The sequence below is a fragment of the Pseudoxanthomonas sp. OG2 genome, assembly GCF_014192765.1.
Taxonomy (GTDB): Bacteria; Pseudomonadota; Gammaproteobacteria; order Xanthomonadales; family Xanthomonadaceae; genus Pseudoxanthomonas_A; species Pseudoxanthomonas_A beigongshangi.
In genome coordinates this window covers 1,845,498-1,866,211 of sequence record NZ_JACHYM010000001.1, presented here as the reverse complement: position 1 = coordinate 1,866,211, position 20,714 = coordinate 1,845,498, and the positions used below count along the sequence as shown (strand labels likewise).

Sequence of the window (20,714 nt, the reverse complement as noted above, 5' to 3'; positions counted from 1 at the left end):
GCGATGTTGCCTGCCGCCACGCCGCTGCCCGAACTGGCGCTGTCGCCAGGTGAGAACGTGCCCGTGCAGGCGCTGCTGGCCGGCGGCGAGCCGGTCGTGCTGCGCGGGGTCGCGCGCGATTGGGAACTGGTGCGGGCCGGCCGGAGTTCGATGCGCGCCGCGATGGACTACCTGCGCGATCACGACAATGGCCAGCCGGTCACCTATTCGTGGGGCGCGCCGGAGGTGGCGGGACGGCCGTTCTACGATGCCGGCTTCACCGGCTTGAACTGCGAGGTGCGCCGCGATGGCCTGGGTGATGTACTCGACGGGATCGCACGACACATCGAAGACGAACGGCCACCGACCTACTACGTGGCGTCGTTGCCGGTGGACGCCCGTCTTCCGCGCCTGCGCGCCGGCAACGATCTCGGGCTCGCGGCCCAGGGCATCCACGCGCCGCCGAGCATCTGGATCGGCAACCGGGTGACCGCGTCATGCCATTACGACGCCCTGAACAACATCGCCTGCTGCGCCGTCGGACGGCGCCGCTTCACCCTGTTCCCGCCCGAACAGATCGCCAACCTGTATCCGGGACCGCTGGCGCCGACGCCCGGCGGGCAGGCGGTCAGCATCGTGGATTTCGCCGCACCGGATCTGCAGCGCCACCCGCGCTTCGCCGAGGCGTGGGCGACCGCGCGCGAGGCGGTGCTCGAACCCGGCGACGCGATCTTCATGCCGAGCCTGTGGTGGCACCACGTGCAGGGGCTGGAGCCGTTCAACGTACTGATCAACTACTGGTGGAGCAGCGCGCCGGCCTATCTGCCGACGCCGATGCACGCGCTGTACCACGCGCTGTGGACGATTCGGGATCGGCCCGAGCGCGAGAAGCGGGGATGGCGCGCGATTTTCGATCATTACGTGTTCGGCGCCGCCGATCAGGCCGGCGCGCACCTGCCCCAAGATGCGCGCGGGGTGATGGGGCCGCTGGACGAAGCGATGGCGCGGCAGCTGCGCGCCATGCTGATCGACAAACTCAATCGCTGACCGGCACGCCGGGAGAGGGGACGGATGGAAGCTGGACGGATACGCAGGGTGGTGATTGCCGGTGGCGGCAGCGCCGGCTGGCTGGCGGGCGCCGCGCTGGCGCACCAGTTCCGCGGACTGCTGGACATCACCCTGATCGAATCCGAGCAGATCGGCACGGTCGGCGTCGGCGAATCGACGGTGCCGCCGATCCGCAGCTTCCATCGCTTCCTGCAGATCGACGAGCAGGAATTCCTGCAGGCCGTGGCCGGCACGTTCAAGCTGTCGATCTCGTTCGAGCATTGGCGCCGGCACGGCGAGCGCTATATCCATCCGTTCGGCATCACCGGTCAGGGCACCCTGGTCTGCGCGTTCCACCATTTCTGGCTGGAGAGCCTGCGCCGCGGCCATGCCTCCGCGCTCGGCGACTTCTGCCTGGAAACCCAGGCGTCGCTGCGGGATCGGTTCGCCCTGGGCGGGCAGCCCGCGGTCAACTACGCCTACCACCTGGACGCCGGGCTGTACGCGCGTTTCCTGCGCCGGCATGCCGAGCGCAACGGACTCAAGCGGATCGAGGGCAAGATCCGCGAGGTGCGCCAGGACGCCGGGACCGGCGACGTGCGCGCGTTGCTGCTGGAGGATGGCCAGGTGATCGAGGGCGATCTGTTCATCGATTGCACCGGCTTTCGCGGTCTGCTGATCGAGCAGACCCTGCAAACCGGCTACGAGGACTGGAACCGCTGGTTGCCCAGCGACCGCGCGGTGGCGGTGCAGACCGAGCCAACCGGCGCGCCGGTGCCGTACACGCGCGCGATCGCGCATGCGGCCGGCTGGCGCTGGCACATCCCGTTGCAGCACCGGGTCGGTTGCGGCCTGGTGTTTTCGAGCCGTCATATGTCCGACGACGAAGCCAGCGCCAAACTGCTGGCCGACGTCGGCGCGCCGCCGGTGCGCGATCCGTGGCGGGTGCCGTTCCGGACCGGGCGTCGCCTGCGGGCCTGGAACAGGAACGTGGTGTCGCTGGGCCTGGCCAGCGGTTTCATCGAGCCGCTGGAATCGACCAGCCTGCACCTGGCGATGACCGCGATCGTGCGGTTGATCGAACTGTTTCCGCTCGATGGCATCGATGACGCGCTGGTGCGGCTGTACAACGAGACCAGCCGGATCGAGATGGAGCACGTGCGCGACTTCATCATCCTGCATTACCACGCCAACCAGCGCGAGGAACCGATGTGGCGCGAATGCCGCCACATGGAATTGCCCGATTCGCTGGCGATCCGCCTGCAGGCGTGGCGCGAGCGCGCGCACGCCTGGCAGGGCGCCAACGAACTGTTCCGCGTCGATTCCTGGACCCACGTGATGCTGGGCCAGGGCCTGCAGCCGCAGGCGCACCATCCGCTGGCGCGTGGCCTGTCCGACCCGGATCTGAAGCGCCTGCTGGACGGCATCCGCGCGCCGATCACGCGGGCGGTGGCGGCGATGCCGGCGCAGCAGGACTTCATTGAACGCTACTGCCCGGCCAACGCCGAGGTGTGGCGGCAACGTCCTGCCCCGGCGCGGGAGCAGCGGGCGTGAAAGCGCACGGTCCGCCGTCCGCAAGTCCTTGTCGGGACGGGGATTCTGCGCCGCAGCATGTACTCCGGCGCGGTCGTGTATACAGTGGCCGCAGGCTAGGGACCGGGCCGCGGCAGCGGCTTTCCCGGCGGTATTCGCGGACGCGGATTTTTTTTACCGCCGAAATGGTAGCGCTAACTTTCTGTTCCGGGGACTTCGCATGGCACTGACCGCAGGCATCGACGCAGGCACGCAAAGCCTCAAGGTGGTGGTGTACGACCCGGAGGCCCGCGCCGTGGTCGCCAATGCCAGTGCGCCGCTGGCATTGACCAGTGGCGAGGACGGCAGCCGCGAGCAGCATCCGTCGGACTGGGTGGAGGCGATGCGCGATTGCTTCGATCGCATCGCCCCGACGATCCGCGCGCGCGTGGATGCGCTGGCGGTGTCCGGCCAGCAGCACGGCTTCGTGGCGGTGGACATCGACGGACAGGTACTGGCGCCGGCCAAGTTGTGGAACGACACCAGCACGGCCGGCGAGTGCGTCGACATCATGGCGGCGGTCGGCGGCGCGCAAGGCGCCATCGAGCTGGCCGGCAATCCGATCCTGGCCGGCTATACCGCCTCCAAGCTGCCGTGGACGCGCAAGCATCGTCCCGAGGCCTACGCGCGGCTGGCGACGATCCTGCTGCCGCACGACTACCTGAATTTCGTGCTGACCGGACAGCGCTTCTGCGAGTACGGCGATGCCTCCGGCACCGGTTGGCTGGACGTGCGCACGCGCGGCTGGTCGAAGGCGATGCTGCATGCCACCGATCCGGATCGCGATCTGGCGGCCTGCCTGCCGCCGATCGCCGCGCCGGACGCGCTGTTCGACATCATGCCGGCGATGGCCGCGAAGCTGGGCCTGCCCGCCACCGTCAAAGTCGCGGTCGGCGGCGGCGACAACATGATGGCGGCCATCGGCACCGGCTGCGTGGCCGAAGGCCGGCTGGCGATGAGCCTGGGCACCTCGGGCACGCTGTTCGCGTACTCAGACACGCCGGTGGTCGATCCGGCCGGCGCGTGGGCGGCGTTCTGCTCGTCCACCGGCGGTTGGCTGCCGCTGATCTGCACGATGAACTGCACGGTGGCGACCGAGCAGGTCGCGCGCCTGTTCGGCTTCGACGCGCGCGACGGCGACGCGCTCGTGCAGTCCACGCCGGCCGGCGCCGACGGGCTGGTGATGCTGCCGTTCCTCAACGGCGAGCGCACCCCGGATCTGCCGCTGGGCAAGGGCGTGCTCGCCGGCCTGGACATGCACAACCTCAGTCCGGCGCACCTGTATCGCGCGGCGATGGAAGGAGCGACCTACAGCCTGAAGTACGGCTATGACGCCTTCGTCCGCGCCGGGATGCGTTTCGATCGCATCGTGCTGACCGGCGGCGGCGCCAACAGTGCGGCCTGGCGGCAATTGGTGGCCGATGTGTTCGGCCTGCCGGTGGACGTGCCGCGACAGGCCGAAGGCGCGGCCTTTGGCGCGGCCCTGCAGGCGCTGTGGGCCCGCGCTCGCGCGAACGGCGACTCCGCGTCCATCGCCACCGTCGTGCAGGCGCATGTGACGACCGACCCGGCGTTGTCGGCCACGCCCGATCCATCACGCAGGCAAGCGTACGCCAACGGCTACCGGCGCTTCCTCCAGTACCTCGATGCCGTCACGCCGCTGCAGCGCGGCTGACGCTTCCCCCTCCGGCACAACCCAAGGAAATCCAGCATGAGCACGCAGCCCTTCATCGGCGCCAAGGAATACTTCCCCGGCATCGGCCGCATCCCGTTCGAGGGCCGCGGCTCGGACAATCCGCTGGCCTTCAAGATCTACGACGCGAACCGCAGGATTGGCGGCAAGACCATGGCCGAGCACCTCAAGTTCGCGGTCTGCTACTGGCATACGTTCTGCAATGCCGGCCATGACCCGTTCGGCCCCGGCACGCGGCACTTCCCGTGGGAGGCCGGTTCGCCGATGGCCACCGCCGAAGCCAAGGTGGATGCGGCGTTCGAATTCTTCACCAAGCTCGGCGTGCCGTACTGGTGCTTCCATGATGTGGATCTGGCGCCGGACGCGGAAGACATCGCCACCTACGAAAAGAACCTCCGGCACATGGTCGGCCTGGCCGGGGAGCGCCAGCGGGCGACCGGCATGAAGCTGTTGTGGGGCACCGCCAACCTGTTCTCGCATCCGCGCTACATGAATGGCGCCTCGACCAATCCGGACTTCGCCGTGGTCGCGCGCGCGGCGGTGCAGGTGAAGGCGGCGCTGGAAGCCACGGTGGAACTGGGCGGTGAGCACTACGTGTTCTGGGGCGGTCGCGAAGGCTACGCTTCGCTGGTCAACACCAACATGAAGCGCGAGATCGCGCATTTCGCCCGTTTCCTGACCATGGCGCGCGACTACGGTCGCAGCATCGGGCTGAAGGGCAACTTCCTGATCGAGCCCAAGCCGATGGAGCCGATGAAGCACCAGTACGACTTCGACAGTGCCACCGTGGCCGGCTTCCTGAAGGAGCATGGCCTGGAGAAGGACTTCAAGCTCAACATCGAGGCCAACCACGCCACCCTGTCGGGCCACACTTTCGAACACGATCTGCAGGTGGCGGCCGATCACGGGCTGCTGGGCAGCATCGATGCCAATCGCGGCAATGCCCAGAATGGCTGGGACACCGACCAGTTCCCGACCGACCTGTACGACACCGTCGGCGCGATGCTGGTGGTGCTGCGCCAGGGCGGGCTGGAGGGCGGGCTGAATTTCGACGCCAAGGTGCGCCGGGAGTCGACCGATCTGGAGGACCTGTTCCTGGCCCACATCGGCGGCATGGACGCGTTCGCGCGCGGCCTGGAGGTCGCGCACGCGCTGTTGACCGAATCCCCGTGGGAACAATGGCGCGCCGAGCGTTATGCCAGCTTCGACAGCGGCGCGGGCAAGGACTTCGAAAACGGTAGGCTGGACCTGTCCGGACTGGCGGCGCTGGCCGCCGGGAACGGTGAACCCAGGCAGATCAGTGGCAAGCAGGAGCGCTACGAGAATCTGCTCAACCAATACCTGTTGCGCTGAGCGGTCGGGTGGCCATCGCAACGGTCATGAACTGAGCAAGGGGAGGACGGCATGAGCCAGGCGTTGACGGAGAACGAGAACACCCGGCTGATCGTGTTGATCAGCGTGGTGGCGACCATCGGGGGATTCCTGTTCGGATTCGACAGCGGGGTCATCAACGGCACCGTGGACGGCCTGCAGCAGGCGTTCGGATCCAGCAAGGCGGGGCTGGGCTTCGAGGTCGCCTCGATGCTGCTGGGGTGCGCGGTCGGCGCGTTCTTCGCCGGCCGGCTGGCCGATCGCTGGGGCCGGCGCAGCGTGCTGATCATCTCGGCGGCGCTGTTCCTGTTGTCGGCGATCGGCGCCGGTGCCGCGCACAGTTCACTGGTGTTCGTGGCCGCGCGCGTGCTGGGCGGATTCGCGGTGGGCGCGGCCAGCGTGATATCGCCGGCCTACATCGCCGAAGTGGCGCCGGCGCGGTACCGCGGACGGCTGGCCACGGTGCAGCAGATCGCCATCATCAGCGGCCTGTTCGCGGCGTTCCTGAGCAACTATCTGCTGGCCCGCGCCGCGGGCGCCTCGACCGGGGCGCTGTGGGGCGGCCAGGCGGCCTGGCGCTGGATGTTCTGGATGCAGGCGTTTCCCTCGCTGCTGTTCCTGGTGCTGCTGCTGACCATTCCGGAAAGCCCGCGCTACCTGGTGGTCAAGCGCCGCAAGGACGAAGCGATGCGCGTGCTCACCCGTCTGTTCGGCGCGGGCGAGGCGCGCGTCAAACTGGCCGAAATCGATGCCTCGCTGTCCGAGGATCACCATCGCCCGCGCCTGTCGGATCTGAAGAACAAGGCCACCGGCCGGATTCGTCCGATCGTGTGGGTCGGCATCGGCCTGGCCACCTTCCAGCAACTGGTGGGCATCAACGTGGTGTTCTACTACGGCGCGGTGCTCTGGCAGGCGGTGGGCTTCTCGGAAAACGACGCCCTGCTGATCAACGTGCTGTCCGGCGCGCTGAGCATCGGTGCCTGCCTCGTCACCGTGCTGCTGATCGACCGCATCGGGCGCAAGCCGCTGCTGTGGATCGGTTCGGCCGGCATGGCGGCGTCGCTGGCACTGGTGGTGTGGGCCTTCGCCAGCGGATCGCTGGTGGACGGCCACCTGCAACTGCCCGGCGGCATGGGCACGCTGGCGCTGGTGGCGGCCAATCTCTATGTGGTGTTCTTCAACCTGTCCTGGGGACCGGTGATGTGGGTGATGCTGGGGGAAATGTTCCCCAACCAGATCCGCGGTTCCGCGCTGGCGGTGGCGGGTGCGGCGCAGTGGACGTCCAACTTCGCCATCACCGTGACCTTTCCGATCCTGCTGGCCGCCATCGGCCTGGCGGCGACCTACGGCATCTACCTGGCCGCGGCGGTGATCTCGGTGTTCTTCGTCCTTAAGTACGTGCACGAGACCAAGGGCAAGGAACTGGAACAGATGGAGGGGTGAGCCCGGACCGGCGCCGGCATCGCGATGAGCGGGCCGGCGTGGGAGTCGGCAGGCGTGGTGCGCCGTGCATCGCGACGCAGGTTTGTTCGGACGGAATACAGACCAGGGCGGACGGCCGGATCAGCTGATCAGGCATCCGTGTCATCGGGAGGGGCGGGAAACAGCATGGGCATGTGGAACCCCGATATCGCAAGCGCGCTGGTCCGCCGGGCCGGTATGCCGCTGCCTGTCGACGATGCCGCTGCCGGGTGCGGTGCGGGCAGGCCTTGCGACGCGCTAGCGACGTTTGGGCGGTGCCGCCACCGATTCGCGGCTGACCAGCCGGTGCGGGACCACGTGGTCCATCAGCACGCGGGTGCTGTCGTCCTTGCGGCGGATGCTGCGCAGCAGGATGTCCACGGCCGCGTTGGCCATGGACGCGATGGGTTGGTGGATGGTGGTCAGTTCCGGCCAGACCGTGGTCGCGGCCGAGGTATCGTCGAAACCGACCACCGAAAGATCACGCGGCACGTCCAGCCCGCGCCGATGGGCGACCGAGATCGCGGCGGCGCCCATGTCGTCGTTGCTGGCGAAGATCGCGGTCGGCGGCCTGCGGTGCGCAAGCAGTTTCTCGGCGGCCTTGAGTCCGGAGCGATAGGTGTAGTCGCCCTGCTGGACGAGGTCGGCGTCGACTTCCAGGCCGGCTTCGTGCAGCGCGGTGACGAAGCCGTCATAGCGCCGCGAGCTGGCGCTCAGGTCGTTGCGTCCGCGGATGAAGCCGATGCGGGCATGGCCGCGTTCGATCAGGTGCTCGGCCATCTCCTTGCCGGCGGTGAAGTCGTCGATCCTGACGCAGGAGATGTCGTTGCTGAAACGTCCCGAGGCGATCGCGACCACCGGCACGCCGGCCTTGACCAGTTCGGTCACCGCGACGCGGGATTCGCACAACGGCGGCGGCAGGATCACGCCATCGACGCGGCGGGCGAGCGCGCGCGCTGCTTCACGCTCGGCTTCGCCACCCAGGCCGTCCCAGTAATCCACTACCAGCTGGATCGCGGTGCGCGAGGCCACGCGCAGCAGTCCCACCAGCAGTTCGCGAAGATAGGCGCCGCTGGGGTTGGTGTAGATCAGGGCGATGCGGGTGTGTTGGGCCGCCGCCAGCGAACTGGCGGCCAGATTGGGCGTGTAGTCCAGTTCGCGCACCGCCTGCATGACCCGCTCGCGGGTGGTGTCGCGCACTTTTCCCTGGCCATTGATGACGCGCGAGACCGTCATTGGCGACACGCCCGCCAGGGCGGCCACCTCATCGATAGTCACGCCGCTGCTCTTGCGGCGGATCGACTTCTTCGGCTTGTCCAACCTGTTTTCCCTTCTTCGATCATGGCCGCGTCTTTCCGCGACCGCCCGAACCCGGCCAGGCTCGCAGGATGATGATGGAACACATCACGCCCGCGTGCCCGCCTGGCCGGCGAATGTTAACGCTAACCTTGCGTCGGGGCGACCCGGGCCGGCGGCGCGTTCTGCCGGTGCTGGCCGAACTCGTGCTGCTGTGGATGGTGCTGATCGCGGGCGCGGCGCGGGCCGAGGACGGCTACGCGCTGTGGATGCGTTACGTGCCGATGGCTCCGGCACAGGCCGTGGAAGCCCGGGCGCGCCTGCGCGAATTGGTCGCGCCGGAGGCCACGCCGACCCAGCGCGCCGCGCGCGACGAACTGCTGCGCGGACTGGAGGGCTTGCTGGGGCGAGCGCCGCGCCTGTCCTCCGGCCCCATCGGCGAGGGCACGCTGCTGCTGGGCACGCCCGCTTCCTCGCGGTGGATCGCGACGCTGGGCGATGAAGTGCGCGGATTGGGGCCGGAAGGCTATCTCCTGCGCCAGACGAACATTGACGGAAAAGAAACCCTCGTCGTCGCAGGCGGCGGTGACATCGGCGTGCTGTACGGCGTGTTCCATCTGCTGCGGCTGTTGCAGACCGGTGCTTCGCTGCAGGCCCTGGAGATCCGCGAAGCCCCGCGGCTGAAGCTGCGATTGCTCAACCATTGGGACGATCTGGACGGGCACGTCGAACGGGGCTATGCGGGCGCGTCGCTGTGGGACTGGCACAAGCTTCCGGATTGGCGAGACCCGCGCTACACCGACTACGCGCGGGCGAACGCGTCGCTGGGAATCAACGGCACCGTCCTCAACAACGTCAACGCCAATGCCTTGAGCTTGACGCCGATGTACCTGGAAAAGGCGGCGGCGCTGGCGGATGTCTTCCGTCCCTATGGCATCCGCGTGTACCTGAGTGCGCGCTTCAGCGCGCCGATCGAGATCGGGGGGCTGGACAGCGCCGATCCGCTGGACCCGCGGGTGCGGCGCTGGTGGCGCGAGAAGGCGCGCGAGATCCACGGTCTGATTCCCGATTTCGGCGGCTTCCTGGTGAAGGCCAATTCCGAGGGCCAGCCCGGCCCGCAGGACTACGGCCGCTCGCATGCCGACGGCGCGAACCTGCTCGCCGACGCGCTGGCGGATTACGGCGGCGTGGTGATGTGGCGCGCCTTCGTCTATTCGCACGAGGTCCCGGACGATCGCGCCAGGCAGGCCCATGCGGAATTCGTCCACCAGGATGGCCGGTTTCGTCCGAACGTGCTGCTGCAGGTGAAGAACGGGCCGATCGATTTCCAGCCGAGGGAGCCGTTCCATCCCCTGTTCGGCGCGATGCCGAAAACGCCGCTGATGATGGAGCTCCAGATCACCAAGGAGTATCTGGGCTTCGCCACCCACCTGGCCTATCTGGGCACGCTTTATGAAGAGACGCTGCGCGCCGATACCCATGCGCGCGGCGCCGGATCCACGGTGGCGCGGGTCGTGGACGGTTCGCTGCACGGCGCGGCGCTGACCGGCATGGCGGGCGTGGCCAACGTGGGCGCCGATCGCAACTGGAGCGGTTCCCACTTCGATCAGGCCAACTGGTACGCGTTCGGCCGGCTGGCGTGGAATCCCCATCTGGCCGCGCGTGACATCGCCCGCGACTGGGTCGCGATGACCTTCTCGCCCGACCCGGTGGTGGTGCGGCCGGTGGTGGACATGATGATGGCATCGCGCGAGGCGGCGGTGGACTACATGACCCCGCTGGGCCTGCATCACCTGATGGCACGCGGTCATCACTACGGCCCCGGCCCCTGGGTCGACGGTGGCCCGCGCGCGGACTGGACCTCGGTCTACTATCACCGCGCCGATCGCGACGGCATCGGCTTCGATCGCAGCGTCAGGGGCAGCAATGCCGTGGCCCAGTACCTGCCGCCGGTGGCGCGCGTGTTCGGCGACGTCGATCGCGTGCCCGAGCCGCTCCTGCTGTGGTTCCACCACGTGCGCTGGGACCATCGCATGCAATCCGGGCGTTCCCTGTGGGACGAAATGGTTCACCGCTATTCGCGCGGCGTGGCCCGCGTCGGCGACATGCGCACCACCTGGGAGGGCCTGCGTGGCCGGGTGGACGACGCGCGGCATCGCGAAGTGGCCGCTTTCCTGCGCATCCAGCAGCGTGAGGCGCAGTGGTGGCGCGATGCGAGCCTGGCCTACTTCCAGTCCATCAACGGGTTGCCGCTGCCCGCAGGCGAAGCGCCGCCGCCGCGGCCGCTGGCGTACTACCAGTCCCTGCGATTTCCCTATGCGCCGGGAGATGGACGATGAACCGAGGAGCCTTGTTCGCCCGGGGCATCGCCTGCGTCGCGCTGTGGTGCATGGCGGCGCCATGCACGCACGCGCAGGAAGCGAACCGCCCGGCGTTGCTGCATGAGTTGTTCCAGGATCACGCGGTCTTGCAGCGCGATGCGCCGCTGCGTATCTGGGGCCAGGCCGCGCCGGGGCAGCAGGTCAGCGTGTCCTTCGCCGGCGCCGCGTCGGCGACGCGGGCGGGGAACGACGGCGCATGGGAAATCCGCCTGCCCGCGCAGGCGGCTGGCGGACCCCATGATCTGCGGGTCGAAGCGGGCGATGCCGTGCAGACCGTGCGCGACATATGGCTTGGCGATGTCTGGCTGTGCGCCGGGCAGTCGAACATGGAACTGCCCGTCTGGCGCTCGCTGGATGCGGGCGGGGAGATCGCCGCCGCCACGGATGCGCGCATCCGCCTGTTCACCGTTCCGCGGGCCGGTGCGATCACGCCGCAGTCGCACTTCTCAGAACCGACCGCCTGGCGGATTGCATCGCCGGAGACGGTGCGGGATTTCTCGGCGGCCTGCTTCTACTTCGCACGCGAACTGCGCAAGACGGTCGACGTGCCGATGGGACTGATCCAGGCGGCCTGGGGCGGTTCGCGGATCGAGGCCTGGACCAGTGTGGACGCGCTGCGCGCGGGCGGGCAGGGGGGCGAGGCGCTCGACGTGCTGTCACTGTACGCCGCCGACCCGATCGCCGCGGTCGCGCGCTGGGGCGCGCACTGGCAACGCTGGTGGAATGCGCGCAAGGAAACGGCCGCAGGTGACGAACCGTGGCGCGCGGATGCGCCGGTCGATCCGGCGTGGCGGCCGGCGCCCGCCGGACTCGGCGCCTGGGAGCGCTGGGGTGTCCCCGAACTGGCGGCCTACGACGGCATGGTGTGGTACCGCGCGCAGGTGGAACTGAGCGCGGCGCAGGCCGCGCGTGGGGCCGTGCTCGAACTGGGAGTGGCCGATGAAACGGACATGACCTGGGTCAATGGCGTGCCCGTCGGTAGCAGCTATGGCGCCGATGCCGCGCGCGCCTACGCGCTGCCGCGGGGCCTGTTGCGGGAAGGCGCCAACAGCGTGGTCGTCAACGTGCTGGATACCTGGCGCGAAGGCGGGCTCGCCGGCCCGGCGACCGCGCATGCGCTGCGCTTTGACGACGGCAGCCGGGTGCCACTGGATGCGGACTGGCGCTACCGGCCCGCGCCCGGTACCGACGCGCCGCCCAGCGCGCCCTGGCAGGCGGCGGCGGGTCTGTCGACGTTGTACAACGGCATGATCGCGCCGCTCGGTCGCTACGGACTACGCGGTTTCCTCTGGTACCAGGGCGAGTCCAACACCGCCGACGGCGCGCGTTACGCGGCGCGACTGCGCACGCTGCGCGCGGACTGGCGCCGGCAACTGGGCGACGGCCTGCCGATGCTGGTGGCGCAACTGGCCGGTTACGGCATGCCGCCTTCCGCACCGACGGAAAGTGGATGGGCGGAGGTCCGCGAAGCGCAGCGCCGGGTGGTGGCGGAGGAGCCGCGCTCGGGGTTGGCGATCGCGATCGACATCGGCGATCACTACGACATCCATCCGCCGAACAAGCAGGAACTGGCGCGACGGCTGGCGCGCGCGGCGCGCCACGTGATCTATGGCGAGCGCGCGCTCGCGCCTTCCGGCCCGGTGCCGCGCGAGGCGCGGCGGACCGCCGATGCGGTGGTGGTGACGTTCGATGGCGTCACCGGCGCGCTGGCGACGACGGGCGCGGCCGGTCCGATCGGCTTTGAGCTGTGCGGTGGCGAAGCGGACGGTTGCCGTTATGCGGACGCGACGATCGATGGCCATCGTGTGGTCCTGCGTGCACCGCCACGGTCCGGCGATGCCGGACGGGTGCGCTACTGCTGGGCCGACGGGCCGACCTGCACCCTGCGTGACGGCGCCGGCCTGCCCGCCGGACCTTTCGAACTTCCACTCACCGCGGCCGAGACGACCCGATGAACGCATCCTTTCGCAACGGAATTCGCGCGCGCGATCCCAATCCGGATCGAAACACGTCGCCATGCCCGCCATCGTCGTCCCGAATAAGGACGATGGGATGGCTGCTCGCCAGCGGCCTGGCCCTGCTGCTGGCCACCGCGCCGGCGCATTCGGCACCACCGGCCGACGCCGCCGCGCCGGTGTTCTTCGACTGGTTCGAGTACGCCGGCCGCGATGCCGCGTTCGAACCGGCGCTGCCCACCGGCCACTATCGCAATCCGGTGCTGGCCGGCTTCCACGCCGATCCCAGCATCGTTGCCGCGCGGGGCAAGTTCTACCTGGTCAATTCCAGCTTCACCTTCTATCCCGGCATCCCGGTGTTCGAGAGCGACGACCTGGTCCACTGGAAACAGATCGGCAACGTCATCGAGCGGCCCACCCAGCTGGATTTCGACGGGCTGAGCGTCTCGCGCGGCATCTTCGCGCCCACCATCGAATACCACGACGGGGTGTTCTACGTGGTCACCACGGCCACCGACAGCGGTGGCAATTTCATCGCCACCGCCCGCGATCCGGCCGGGCCCTGGTCCGATCCGCACTGGCTGCCGACCATCGGCGGCATCGATCCGTCACTGTTCTTCGATCAGGACGGCAAGGTCTACCTGCTCAACAACGACGAGCCGGTCGGTCCTCCGCGCTACGATGGCCATCGCGCGATCTGGATGCAGGAGATCGACCTGCAGCGCCTGCAGCCGATCGGCCCGCGCAAGGTACTGATCGATGGCGGCGTCTCCCCGGAAACGAACCCGATCTGGATCGAAGGACCGCATCTGTACCAGCGCGATGGCTGGTATTACCTGTCCGACGCCGAAGGCGGGACCGGGCCGCAGCATTCGCAGGTGGTGCTGCGCAGCCGGCAGGTGTGGGGGCCGTATGTGCCGTATCCGGGCAATCCGATCCTGACCCAGCGCGATCTGCCGGTCGATCGGTCGTTGCCGATCACCAACGCCGGGCATGCCGATCTGGTCGAAGGGCCCGACGGGACGTGGTGGGCGGTGTTCCTGGCCAGTCGCAATTACCAGCAGCGCCACTACAACACCGGACGCGAAACCTATCTGCTGCCCGTGCAATGGCGCGACGGATGGCCGGTGATCCTGCCGGCCGGCCAGACCATCCCGTACATCGCACGCGCGCCGTCGTGGATGCGCACCGATGCCGCGCAGGCGCCGTCCACCGGAAATTTCGTCCATCGCGACGAGTTCGACGGCGTGGCGCTGGCACGCGAATGGCTGCGCGTGCGCGTGCCCAGGCGGGATTGGGCGGATCTGGCCACGCGCCCGGGCGCGCTGGCCATCCATCCGCTCGCCGAAGGCCTGGACACGCTGCGCAACCCGGCTTTCCTGGGACGTCGGCAGCAGCACCTGCGCTTCGACGCCAGCACCGCGATGTCGCTGGCCGGAACCGGTGTCGCGGCCGGACTGGCCGCGTTCCAGAGCGAGACGCATTGGTACTTCCTCGGCGCGCGCCGAACGAGCGGCGGCAGGCTGCAAGTATTCCTGGAGGGGCGATGGGGCACCGGCCCCGCGCGCACGCTCGCCACCCGCGAGGTCGATGCCGGCGACGCGCTGCGGCTGAAGATCGACGGCGACGAGGGCGCCTACGGATTCGCGTTCGATACCGGCGATGGCCGCGGCTGGCAATCGCTGGTGCGCGGCATCGACGGCACCGTGCTGAGCACCGACCGGGCCGGCGGCTTCGTCGGCACGCTGCTCGGTCCCTTCGCGCGCGACGAACGTGCTCACTGAGCGGAGAGAACGATGACCATTCCCGATCCGACACACTTTTCAGCACCGCGCATCCCGCCACGCCTGCGCGCGCTGGCGCTGTGCGCGCTTGCGCTGCTGGCCGCGCGCCCCGTGGCCGCCGAAGAACCGGAGCCCTGGCTGGATACCCGGCGTGGCTTCGAGGAACGCGCGGCGGCACTGGTGGCGCGCATGACGCTGGAGGAAAAGGCCGCGCAGATGCAGAACGCCGCGCCCGCCATCGAACGCCTCGGCGTGCCCGCCTACGACTGGTGGAACGAGGGCCTGCACGGGGTCGCGCGCGCCGGCCAGGCCACCGTGTTTCCGCAGGCGATCGGCCTGGCGGCCACCTTCGACGTGCCGCTGATGGGCGAGGTCGCCACCGCCATCAGCGACGAGGCGCGCGCCAAGCACCACCAGTTCGTGCGCGAGGGCGCGCATGGCCGCTACCAGGGCCTGACCTTCTGGTCCCCGAACATCAACATCTTCCGGGACCCGCGCTGGGGCCGTGGCCAGGAAACCTATGGCGAGGATCCCTACCTGACCGCGCGCATGGGCGTGGCGTTCGTGCGCGGCCTGCAGGGCGACGACCCGACGCACCGCAAGCTGGATGCCACCGCCAAGCACTTCGCGGTGCATAGCGGCCCGGAAGCCGATCGCCACCATTTCGACGCCCGCCCGAGCCGGCGCGATCTGTACGACACCTACCTGCCCGCGTTCGAGGCGCTGGTGAAGGAGGGCCAGGTGGACGCGGTGATGGGCGCCTACAACCGCGTCTACGGCGAGTCGGCCAGCGCCAGCCGGTTCCTGATGCGCGATCTCCTACGGCGAGATTGGGGCTTCACCGGCTACGTGGTGTCCGATTGCTGGGCCATCGTCGATGTATGGAAGAACCACAAGATAGTGGCCACCCGCGAGGAAGCAGCCGCGCTGGCGGTCAAGAACGGCACCGAACTGGAATGCGGCGAGGAATACGCCACGCTGCCCGCCGCCGTGCGCCGGGGCCTGATCAGCGAGGCGGAAATCGACGAGGCGGTGACGCGGCTGTTCACCGCGCGGATGCGGCTGGGCATGTTCGATCCGGCGTCGCGCGTGCGCTGGGCGCGCATGCCGTACACCGTCAACCAGTCGCCGGCGCACGATGCGCTGGCACTCAAGGCCGCCCGCGAATCGCTGGTGCTGCTGAAGAACGACGGCATCCTGCCGTTGTCGCGCAGCCTGGAGCGCATCGCGGTGATCGGCCCGACCGCCGACGACACCATGGCGCTGCTCGGCAACTACTTCGGCACGCCGGCCGCGCCGGTGACCCTGTTGCAGGGCATTCGCGACGCGGCGCCGGGGATCCGGGTGACCTACGCGCGCGGCGTGGATCTGGTGGAGGGGCGCGACGACCCCGCTGCCACTCCGCTGATCGAAGCGACCTACCTGCGACCGTCCGCCGATTCCGTCGAACGTGGCCTGCGCGGCGAGTACTTCCGCAGCCGGGATCTGTCCGGCGCGCCGGCGCTGGTGCGAACCGACGCGCAGATCGGATTCCGCTGGGATCGCGGATCGCCCACCGACAACCTGCTCGCGCGTGGCGAGGCGGCGCCGGGGCAGGGGATACCGAGCGACGGCTTCAGCATCCGCTGGAGCGGCCAACTGCTGCCGCCGGTGTCGGGCAAGTACCGGATCGAGGCGGCGGCCGACGACGGCTTCCGCCTGTACCTGGATGGCGTGCGGGTGCTGGATCACTGGACCGCCAGCGATCGCCTGCGCAGCGATGGCGTCGAGCTGGATCTTCAGGCTGGCCGCGCCTACGACCTGCGCCTGGAGTACTACGATGGCGAACGCGATGCCGCGGTCCGGCTGGCCTGGCGCATGCCGGGCGCCAAGCCGCCGTTCGAGGAGGCGCTGGATGCGGCGCGCGACGCGGACGTGGTGATTTTCGCGGGCGGACTCACCGGCGATGTCGAAGGCGAGGAAATGACCGTCAACTATCCCGGCTTCGCCGGCGGCGACCGCACCGATCTGCGCCTGCCGGCGACCCAGCGCAAGCTGTTGGAAGCGCTGCACGCCTCCGGCAAACCGGTGGTGCTGGTCCTGACCGGCGGATCCGCACTGGCGGTGGATTGGGCCGACGCCAATCTGCGCGCCATCCTGATGAGCTGGTATCCCGGTCAACGTGGGGGCTCGGCGGTGGCCGAGGCGCTGTTCGGCGACATCAGTCCGGCCGGCCGCCTGCCGGTCACGTTCTACAAGGCGGATGAAGTACTGCCCGCATTTGACGACTATCGCATGCAGGGACGCACTTACCGTTACTTCGATGGCACCCCGCTGTATCCGTTCGGGCATGGGTTGTCGTACACCCGCTTCGACTACCAGCGCCTGCGGGTGGACAAGCGTACGGTGAAGCCGGACGCGACGGTGCGGATCAAGCTGCGGGTGGAGAACATCGGCGAGCGCGCCGGTGATGAAGTCGTGCAACTGTATGTCCGCCCCGTCCAGGCCCGGCCCGGCGATGCGCGGCAGGAGTTGCGCGGTTTCCAGCGCATCCACCTGCGGCCCGGTGAACGGCGCGCGCTGACGTTCGACCTGGTGCCTGAGTCCACCCTGCGACGCTACGACGAAGCACGCCAGGCCTACATTGTTCCACCCGGCCGCTACGAGGTGCGGGTGGGCGGCTCCAGCGCCGACGCGCGTGCCACTGCGCAATTCGAGGTGAAGGCCGCCGATGACTGATTCAACCGTGGGACCGGCATCGCCGGAATTGCATGGCACCGATGCCAGGGGGAAAACACGCATGTCCAGCCGCGAACAGCCGCTGTCGATCCGCGAGAAGCTGGGCTACAGCCTGGGCGATCTCGCGGCCAACCTGATTTTCCAGACGCTGATCACCTATCTGGCGTTCTTCTACACCGATGTCTACCGGCTGCCGCCGGCGACCGCGGCCACCATCATCTTCGTGGTGGGACTGCTGGGCGCGTTCGTGTTCACGCCAGTGATCGGCATCGTCGCCGATCGCACCTCCACCCGCTGGGGCAAGTTCCGGCCCTGGATCCTGTGGACCGCGGTGCCATTCGGCGTGCTGTCGCTGCTGGCCTTCAGTACGCCGGAACTGGGCGAGCGGGGCAAGATCATCTACGCGCTGGCCACCTACAGCCTGCTGGTGCTGGTGTACGCGGCCAACAACCTGCCGTACTCGGCGCTCAGTGGCGTGCTCACCGGCAGCATGGCCCAGCGCAACAGCCTGTCCTCGTACCGCTTCGTGGCGGTGATGATTGCCCAGTTCATCATCCAGGTGCTGCTGCTGCCGCTGGTCCTGATCCTGGGCGACGGGGATCGGGTGAGGGGATTCGAGAGCGTGATGACCCTGTTCGCGGTGGTTGGCACGGTGTTCTTCCTGATCACCTTCCTCACCACGCGCGAGCGCATCGTTCCCACCCGCGAGCAGTCCGCCGGCGTGTTGCAGGATCTGGCCGATCTGCTGCGCAACCGGCCGTGGCAGGTGATGCTGGCCCTGACGGTGCTGGTGTTCACCAACCTGGCATTGAAGGGCGGCACCTACATCTACTACTTCCAGTACTACATGAGCGAGGCCGCGCTGGCCGCTTTCCTGCGCGATTCCGGTTTCAATGGCCTGATCGCTTCGTTGAACGCCATGCTGACCGGCGCGGGACTGGCCGGCTTCCAGTGGCCGGAGGATCCGGCCACGTCCACCTTCAGCCTGTTCAACGGCGGTGGCATCGTCTGCATGATCCTGGGCATCGGCGTGTCGCGCCGCCTGGCCGATCGGTTTGGCAAGCGCGATGTCTTCGGCGTCGCGCTGCTGGTCTCCACGCTGTTCCTGCTGGCGTTCTACCTGTTTCCGCCCACCGCGGTGGGCTGGGTGTTCGTCGCCTTCATGCTGCACGGCTTCTGCTACGGCATCACCATCCCGCTGTTGTGGGCGATGATCGCCGACGTGGCCGACTATTCGGAATGGAAGAACCACCGACGGGCCACCGCGATCATCTTCTCGGCGATGCTGTGCGGGCTGAAAATCGGCCTCAGCACCGGCGGTGCGCTGGTCGCCGGCATCCTCGCCCATTACGGCTATCAGGCCGGGCTGGAAACTCAACCGGCCGCCGTGGTGGACGGCATCCGCCTGACCGTCAGCGTCTATTGCGCCCTTCCGTTCCTGATCGCGGTGGCGCTGCTCTTCATCTACGAGATCGACAAGCGGATGGAAGTGCGCATCGAGCACGAACTCGACCAGCGCCGCCGCGCCGTCGACCGCCCCCTGCACGCCGAGGTTTCCTCCCCATGACCGACATCCTCCCCCACGGAGAGCCGGCAACGCCGGCCGCCGAACTGGAACGACTGGCCGCGTGCGCCATCTCGCAGCCGTTGCTCACCCATCTGTACACCGCGGATCCGTCAGCGCATGTGTTCGACGGGCGCCTGTACATCTACCCGTCCCACGACATCGACGGCGGTGCCGCCTTCGACGACGACGGTGGCCATTTCGTCATGGAGGACTACCACGTGCTGCGGATGGATTCGCCGGATGGCCCGGCGACCGATTGCGGCGTCGCCCTGCACGTACGCGATGTGCCATGGGCGGAGCGGCAGATGTGGGCGCCGGACGCGGCTTGCCGCGATGGAAGGTATTACCTGTACTTTCCCGCCAAGCAGGCCGATGGCCTGTTCCGGATCGGCGTGGCCGTTTCGGATCGACCGGAGGGACCGTTCACCGCCGAGCCCGAACCCATCGCGGGCGCCTACTCGATCGACCCGGCGGTCTTCCGGGACGATGACGGCGAGCACTACCTCTACTTTGGCGGCATCTGGGGCGGGCAACTGCAGAAGTACCGCGACAACCGCCATGACGCCATGCACGAGGAGCCGACTCCGGACGCGCCCGCGCTCGGGCCGCGGGTGGCCCGCCTGGATACCGGCATGAAGACGCTGGCCGAACCCGCGCGCGAAATCATGATCCTGGACGAGCAGGGACAACCCCTGCGCGCCGGCGATCACGAACGACGGTTCTTCGAGGGCGCCTGGGTGCACAAGCATGCAGGCCGCTATTACTTCTCCTACTCCACCGGCGACACCCATTTGCTCTGCTACGCGGTGGGCGACAGCCCCTATGGGCCGTTCACCTACCAGGGCGTGATCCTCACTCCGGTGGTCGGCTGGACCACGCACCATTCCATCTGCGCGTTCGCGGACAAGTGGTACCTGTTCTATCACGACGCCCTGCTGTCGGGCGGCGCCACCCACCTGCGCACCGCCAAGTGCACGGAACTGCAGCATGACGCGCACGGCCACATCCGCACCATCCACCCCTATGGCGACTGAGATCCGTCGTTTGCCCCGGGACGATGCGTCCGCACCGATGCCGCCGGGCGAAACGATTCGTCTGCACAGGGGATCGCTGGAGGTCGATCTGGCACCGGCCGCCGGCGGCCGCGTCGCCCGGATCCGGTTCGACGGCGTGGATTGGCTGATTGGTCCCCACGATGGCTGGCCCGACACCATCGCGTGGGGTTGTTATCCCATGGTGCCGTGGGCCGGACGCGTGCGCGCGGGTCGCTTCCAGGCAGGTGGGCGCGCCTACCAACTGCCGGTGAACTTCGGGGGCCACGCCATCCATGGCCTCGGCTTTTCCCGCTCCTGGCGAATCGAGTCGCAGGATGACGACACCGCAACCCTGTCCCTGCTGCTGCCGCAGGATGGCTACTGGCCTTTTGGCGGTCTCGCGAGGCAGGTAATCACCCTGCACGACCACGGTCTGCGGCTGGACCTGTCGGTACAGGCCGGCGACCAGCCCATGCCGGCCGTGCTGGGCTGGCATCCCTGGTTCCGCAAGCCCGACCGGCTCGTCTTCCATCCCTCGGCCATGTATCCACGGGACCACGATGGCATCGCGACGCTCCCGCTGGTGCCGCCCCGGCCCGGCCCCTGGGATGACTGCTTCATCGCCGAAGACGGCGCCGTGCTGGAACGCGCGCGGCAACGACTCCACGTCACATCCGATTGCACGCACTGGGTGGTGTACGACGGCGCCGGGCACGCGACCTGCGTGGAACCACAGACGGGGCCGCCGGATGGATTCAATCTTGCGCCGCACATCGTTGAGCCGGGACAGGTGCTGGCAATGTGGATCGACTTGCGGTGGTCATGAAGCGTTGGCGGCTCCACCAGTATTGAACGC

13 protein-coding genes are annotated in these 20,714 nt (G+C 68.5%); 12 read left to right on the top strand and 1 reads right to left on the bottom strand.

The annotated features are described in order from the left end of the window. The first annotated feature begins 3 nt into the window (after window positions 1-3). The 5 genes from FHW78_RS08670 (at window position 4) to FHW78_RS08650 (ending at window position 7,105) form a co-directional block, all read left to right on the top strand. Window positions 4-1,026: a cupin-like domain-containing protein gene (locus FHW78_RS08670; protein ID WP_183639506.1), complete on the top strand. Its 1,023-nt coding sequence runs from the start codon at window positions 4-6 to the stop codon at window positions 1,024-1,026. Between the two features lie 24 nt (window positions 1,027-1,050). Further along, window positions 1,051-2,580, top strand: coding sequence for a tryptophan halogenase family protein (locus tag FHW78_RS08665; protein ID WP_183639505.1), 1,530 nt, complete (start codon window positions 1,051-1,053; stop codon window positions 2,578-2,580). A gap of 199 nt (window positions 2,581-2,779) precedes the next feature. Then, a complete protein-coding gene (xylB, locus tag FHW78_RS08660) occupies window positions 2,780-4,273 on the top strand; it encodes a xylulokinase (RefSeq protein ID WP_183639504.1) in 1,494 nt (497 codons plus the stop codon). Window positions 4,274-4,309: 36 nt separating this feature from the next. Beyond that, on the top strand, window positions 4,310-5,644 hold the full coding sequence (gene xylA / locus FHW78_RS08655; protein WP_183639503.1) for a xylose isomerase: 1,335 nt from the start codon (window positions 4,310-4,312) through the stop codon (window positions 5,642-5,644). Between the two features lie 51 nt (window positions 5,645-5,695). Then, complete coding sequence (locus FHW78_RS08650; RefSeq protein ID WP_141455221.1) at window positions 5,696-7,105, top strand: sugar porter family MFS transporter; 1,410 nt, start codon at window positions 5,696-5,698, stop codon at window positions 7,103-7,105. Window positions 7,106-7,381: 276 nt separating this feature from the next. Here the strand turns inward: FHW78_RS08650 and FHW78_RS08645 are convergent, their stop codons facing one another. Further along, the gene (locus FHW78_RS08645) at window positions 7,382-8,443 is read right to left on the bottom strand and encodes a LacI family DNA-binding transcriptional regulator (RefSeq protein ID WP_183639502.1); all 1,062 of its coding nucleotides are present in this window, start codon (window positions 8,441-8,443) and stop codon (window positions 7,382-7,384) included. Between the two features lie 194 nt (window positions 8,444-8,637). On the opposite strand from FHW78_RS08645, the gene FHW78_RS08640 reads away from it, so the two are divergent. The 7 genes from FHW78_RS08640 (at window position 8,638) to FHW78_RS08610 (ending at window position 20,684) form a co-directional block, all read left to right on the top strand. After that, complete coding sequence (locus tag FHW78_RS08640; protein WP_255443272.1) at window positions 8,638-10,758, top strand: alpha-glucuronidase family glycosyl hydrolase; 2,121 nt, start codon at window positions 8,638-8,640, stop codon at window positions 10,756-10,758. A 50-nt stretch (window positions 10,759-10,808) separates the two neighbouring features. Beyond that, a complete protein-coding gene (locus FHW78_RS08635; RefSeq protein ID WP_183641272.1) occupies window positions 10,809-12,755 on the top strand; it encodes a sialate O-acetylesterase in 1,947 nt (648 codons plus the stop codon). Between the two features lie 92 nt (window positions 12,756-12,847). After that, complete coding sequence (locus FHW78_RS08630) at window positions 12,848-14,539, top strand: glycoside hydrolase family 43 protein (protein ID WP_183639500.1); 1,692 nt, start codon at window positions 12,848-12,850, stop codon at window positions 14,537-14,539. Between the two features lie 12 nt (window positions 14,540-14,551). Continuing rightward, the gene (locus FHW78_RS08625) at window positions 14,552-17,257 is read left to right on the top strand and encodes a glycoside hydrolase family 3 protein (RefSeq protein ID WP_183639499.1); all 2,706 of its coding nucleotides are present in this window, start codon (window positions 14,552-14,554) and stop codon (window positions 17,255-17,257) included. Between the two features lie 61 nt (window positions 17,258-17,318). After that, complete coding sequence (locus FHW78_RS08620; protein WP_183639498.1) at window positions 17,319-18,824, top strand: MFS transporter; 1,506 nt, start codon at window positions 17,319-17,321, stop codon at window positions 18,822-18,824. Then, window positions 18,821-19,858: a glycoside hydrolase family 43 protein gene (locus tag FHW78_RS08615; RefSeq protein ID WP_183639497.1), complete on the top strand. Its 1,038-nt coding sequence runs from the start codon at window positions 18,821-18,823 to the stop codon at window positions 19,856-19,858. The genes FHW78_RS08620 and FHW78_RS08615 overlap by 4 nt, the downstream gene beginning before the upstream one ends. Further along, the gene (locus FHW78_RS08610) at window positions 19,848-20,684 is read left to right on the top strand and encodes an aldose epimerase (protein WP_183639496.1); all 837 of its coding nucleotides are present in this window, start codon (window positions 19,848-19,850) and stop codon (window positions 20,682-20,684) included. The genes FHW78_RS08615 and FHW78_RS08610 overlap by 11 nt, the downstream gene beginning before the upstream one ends. Window positions 20,685-20,714: the final 30 nt, after the last annotated feature.

Bases quoted from the DNA above. Each gene is read 5' to 3' on its own strand.
- xylB (WP_183639504.1), top strand. From the start codon at position 2,780: ATGGCACTGACCGCAGGCATCGACGCAGGCACGCAAAGCCTCAAGGTG.
- FHW78_RS08610 (WP_183639496.1), top strand. From the start codon at position 19,848: ATGGCGACTGAGATCCGTCGTTTGCCCCGGGACGATGCGTCCGCACCG.
- FHW78_RS08635 (WP_183641272.1), top strand. From the start codon at position 10,809: ATGGCGGCGCCATGCACGCACGCGCAGGAAGCGAACCGCCCGGCGTTG.
- FHW78_RS08650 (WP_141455221.1), top strand. From the start codon at position 5,696: ATGAGCCAGGCGTTGACGGAGAACGAGAACACCCGGCTGATCGTGTTG.
- xylA (WP_183639503.1), top strand. From the start codon at position 4,310: ATGAGCACGCAGCCCTTCATCGGCGCCAAGGAATACTTCCCCGGCATC.
- FHW78_RS08670 (WP_183639506.1), top strand. From the start codon at position 4: ATGTTGCCTGCCGCCACGCCGCTGCCCGAACTGGCGCTGTCGCCAGGT.
- FHW78_RS08615 (WP_183639497.1), top strand. From the start codon at position 18,821: ATGACCGACATCCTCCCCCACGGAGAGCCGGCAACGCCGGCCGCCGAA.
- FHW78_RS08620 (WP_183639498.1), top strand. From the start codon at position 17,319: ATGTCCAGCCGCGAACAGCCGCTGTCGATCCGCGAGAAGCTGGGCTAC.
- FHW78_RS08625 (WP_183639499.1), top strand. From the start codon at position 14,552: ATGACCATTCCCGATCCGACACACTTTTCAGCACCGCGCATCCCGCCA.
- FHW78_RS08665 (WP_183639505.1), top strand. From the start codon at position 1,051: ATGGAAGCTGGACGGATACGCAGGGTGGTGATTGCCGGTGGCGGCAGC.
- FHW78_RS08630 (WP_183639500.1), top strand. From the start codon at position 12,848: ATGGGATGGCTGCTCGCCAGCGGCCTGGCCCTGCTGCTGGCCACCGCG.
- FHW78_RS08640 (WP_255443272.1), top strand. From the start codon at position 8,638: ATGGTGCTGATCGCGGGCGCGGCGCGGGCCGAGGACGGCTACGCGCTG.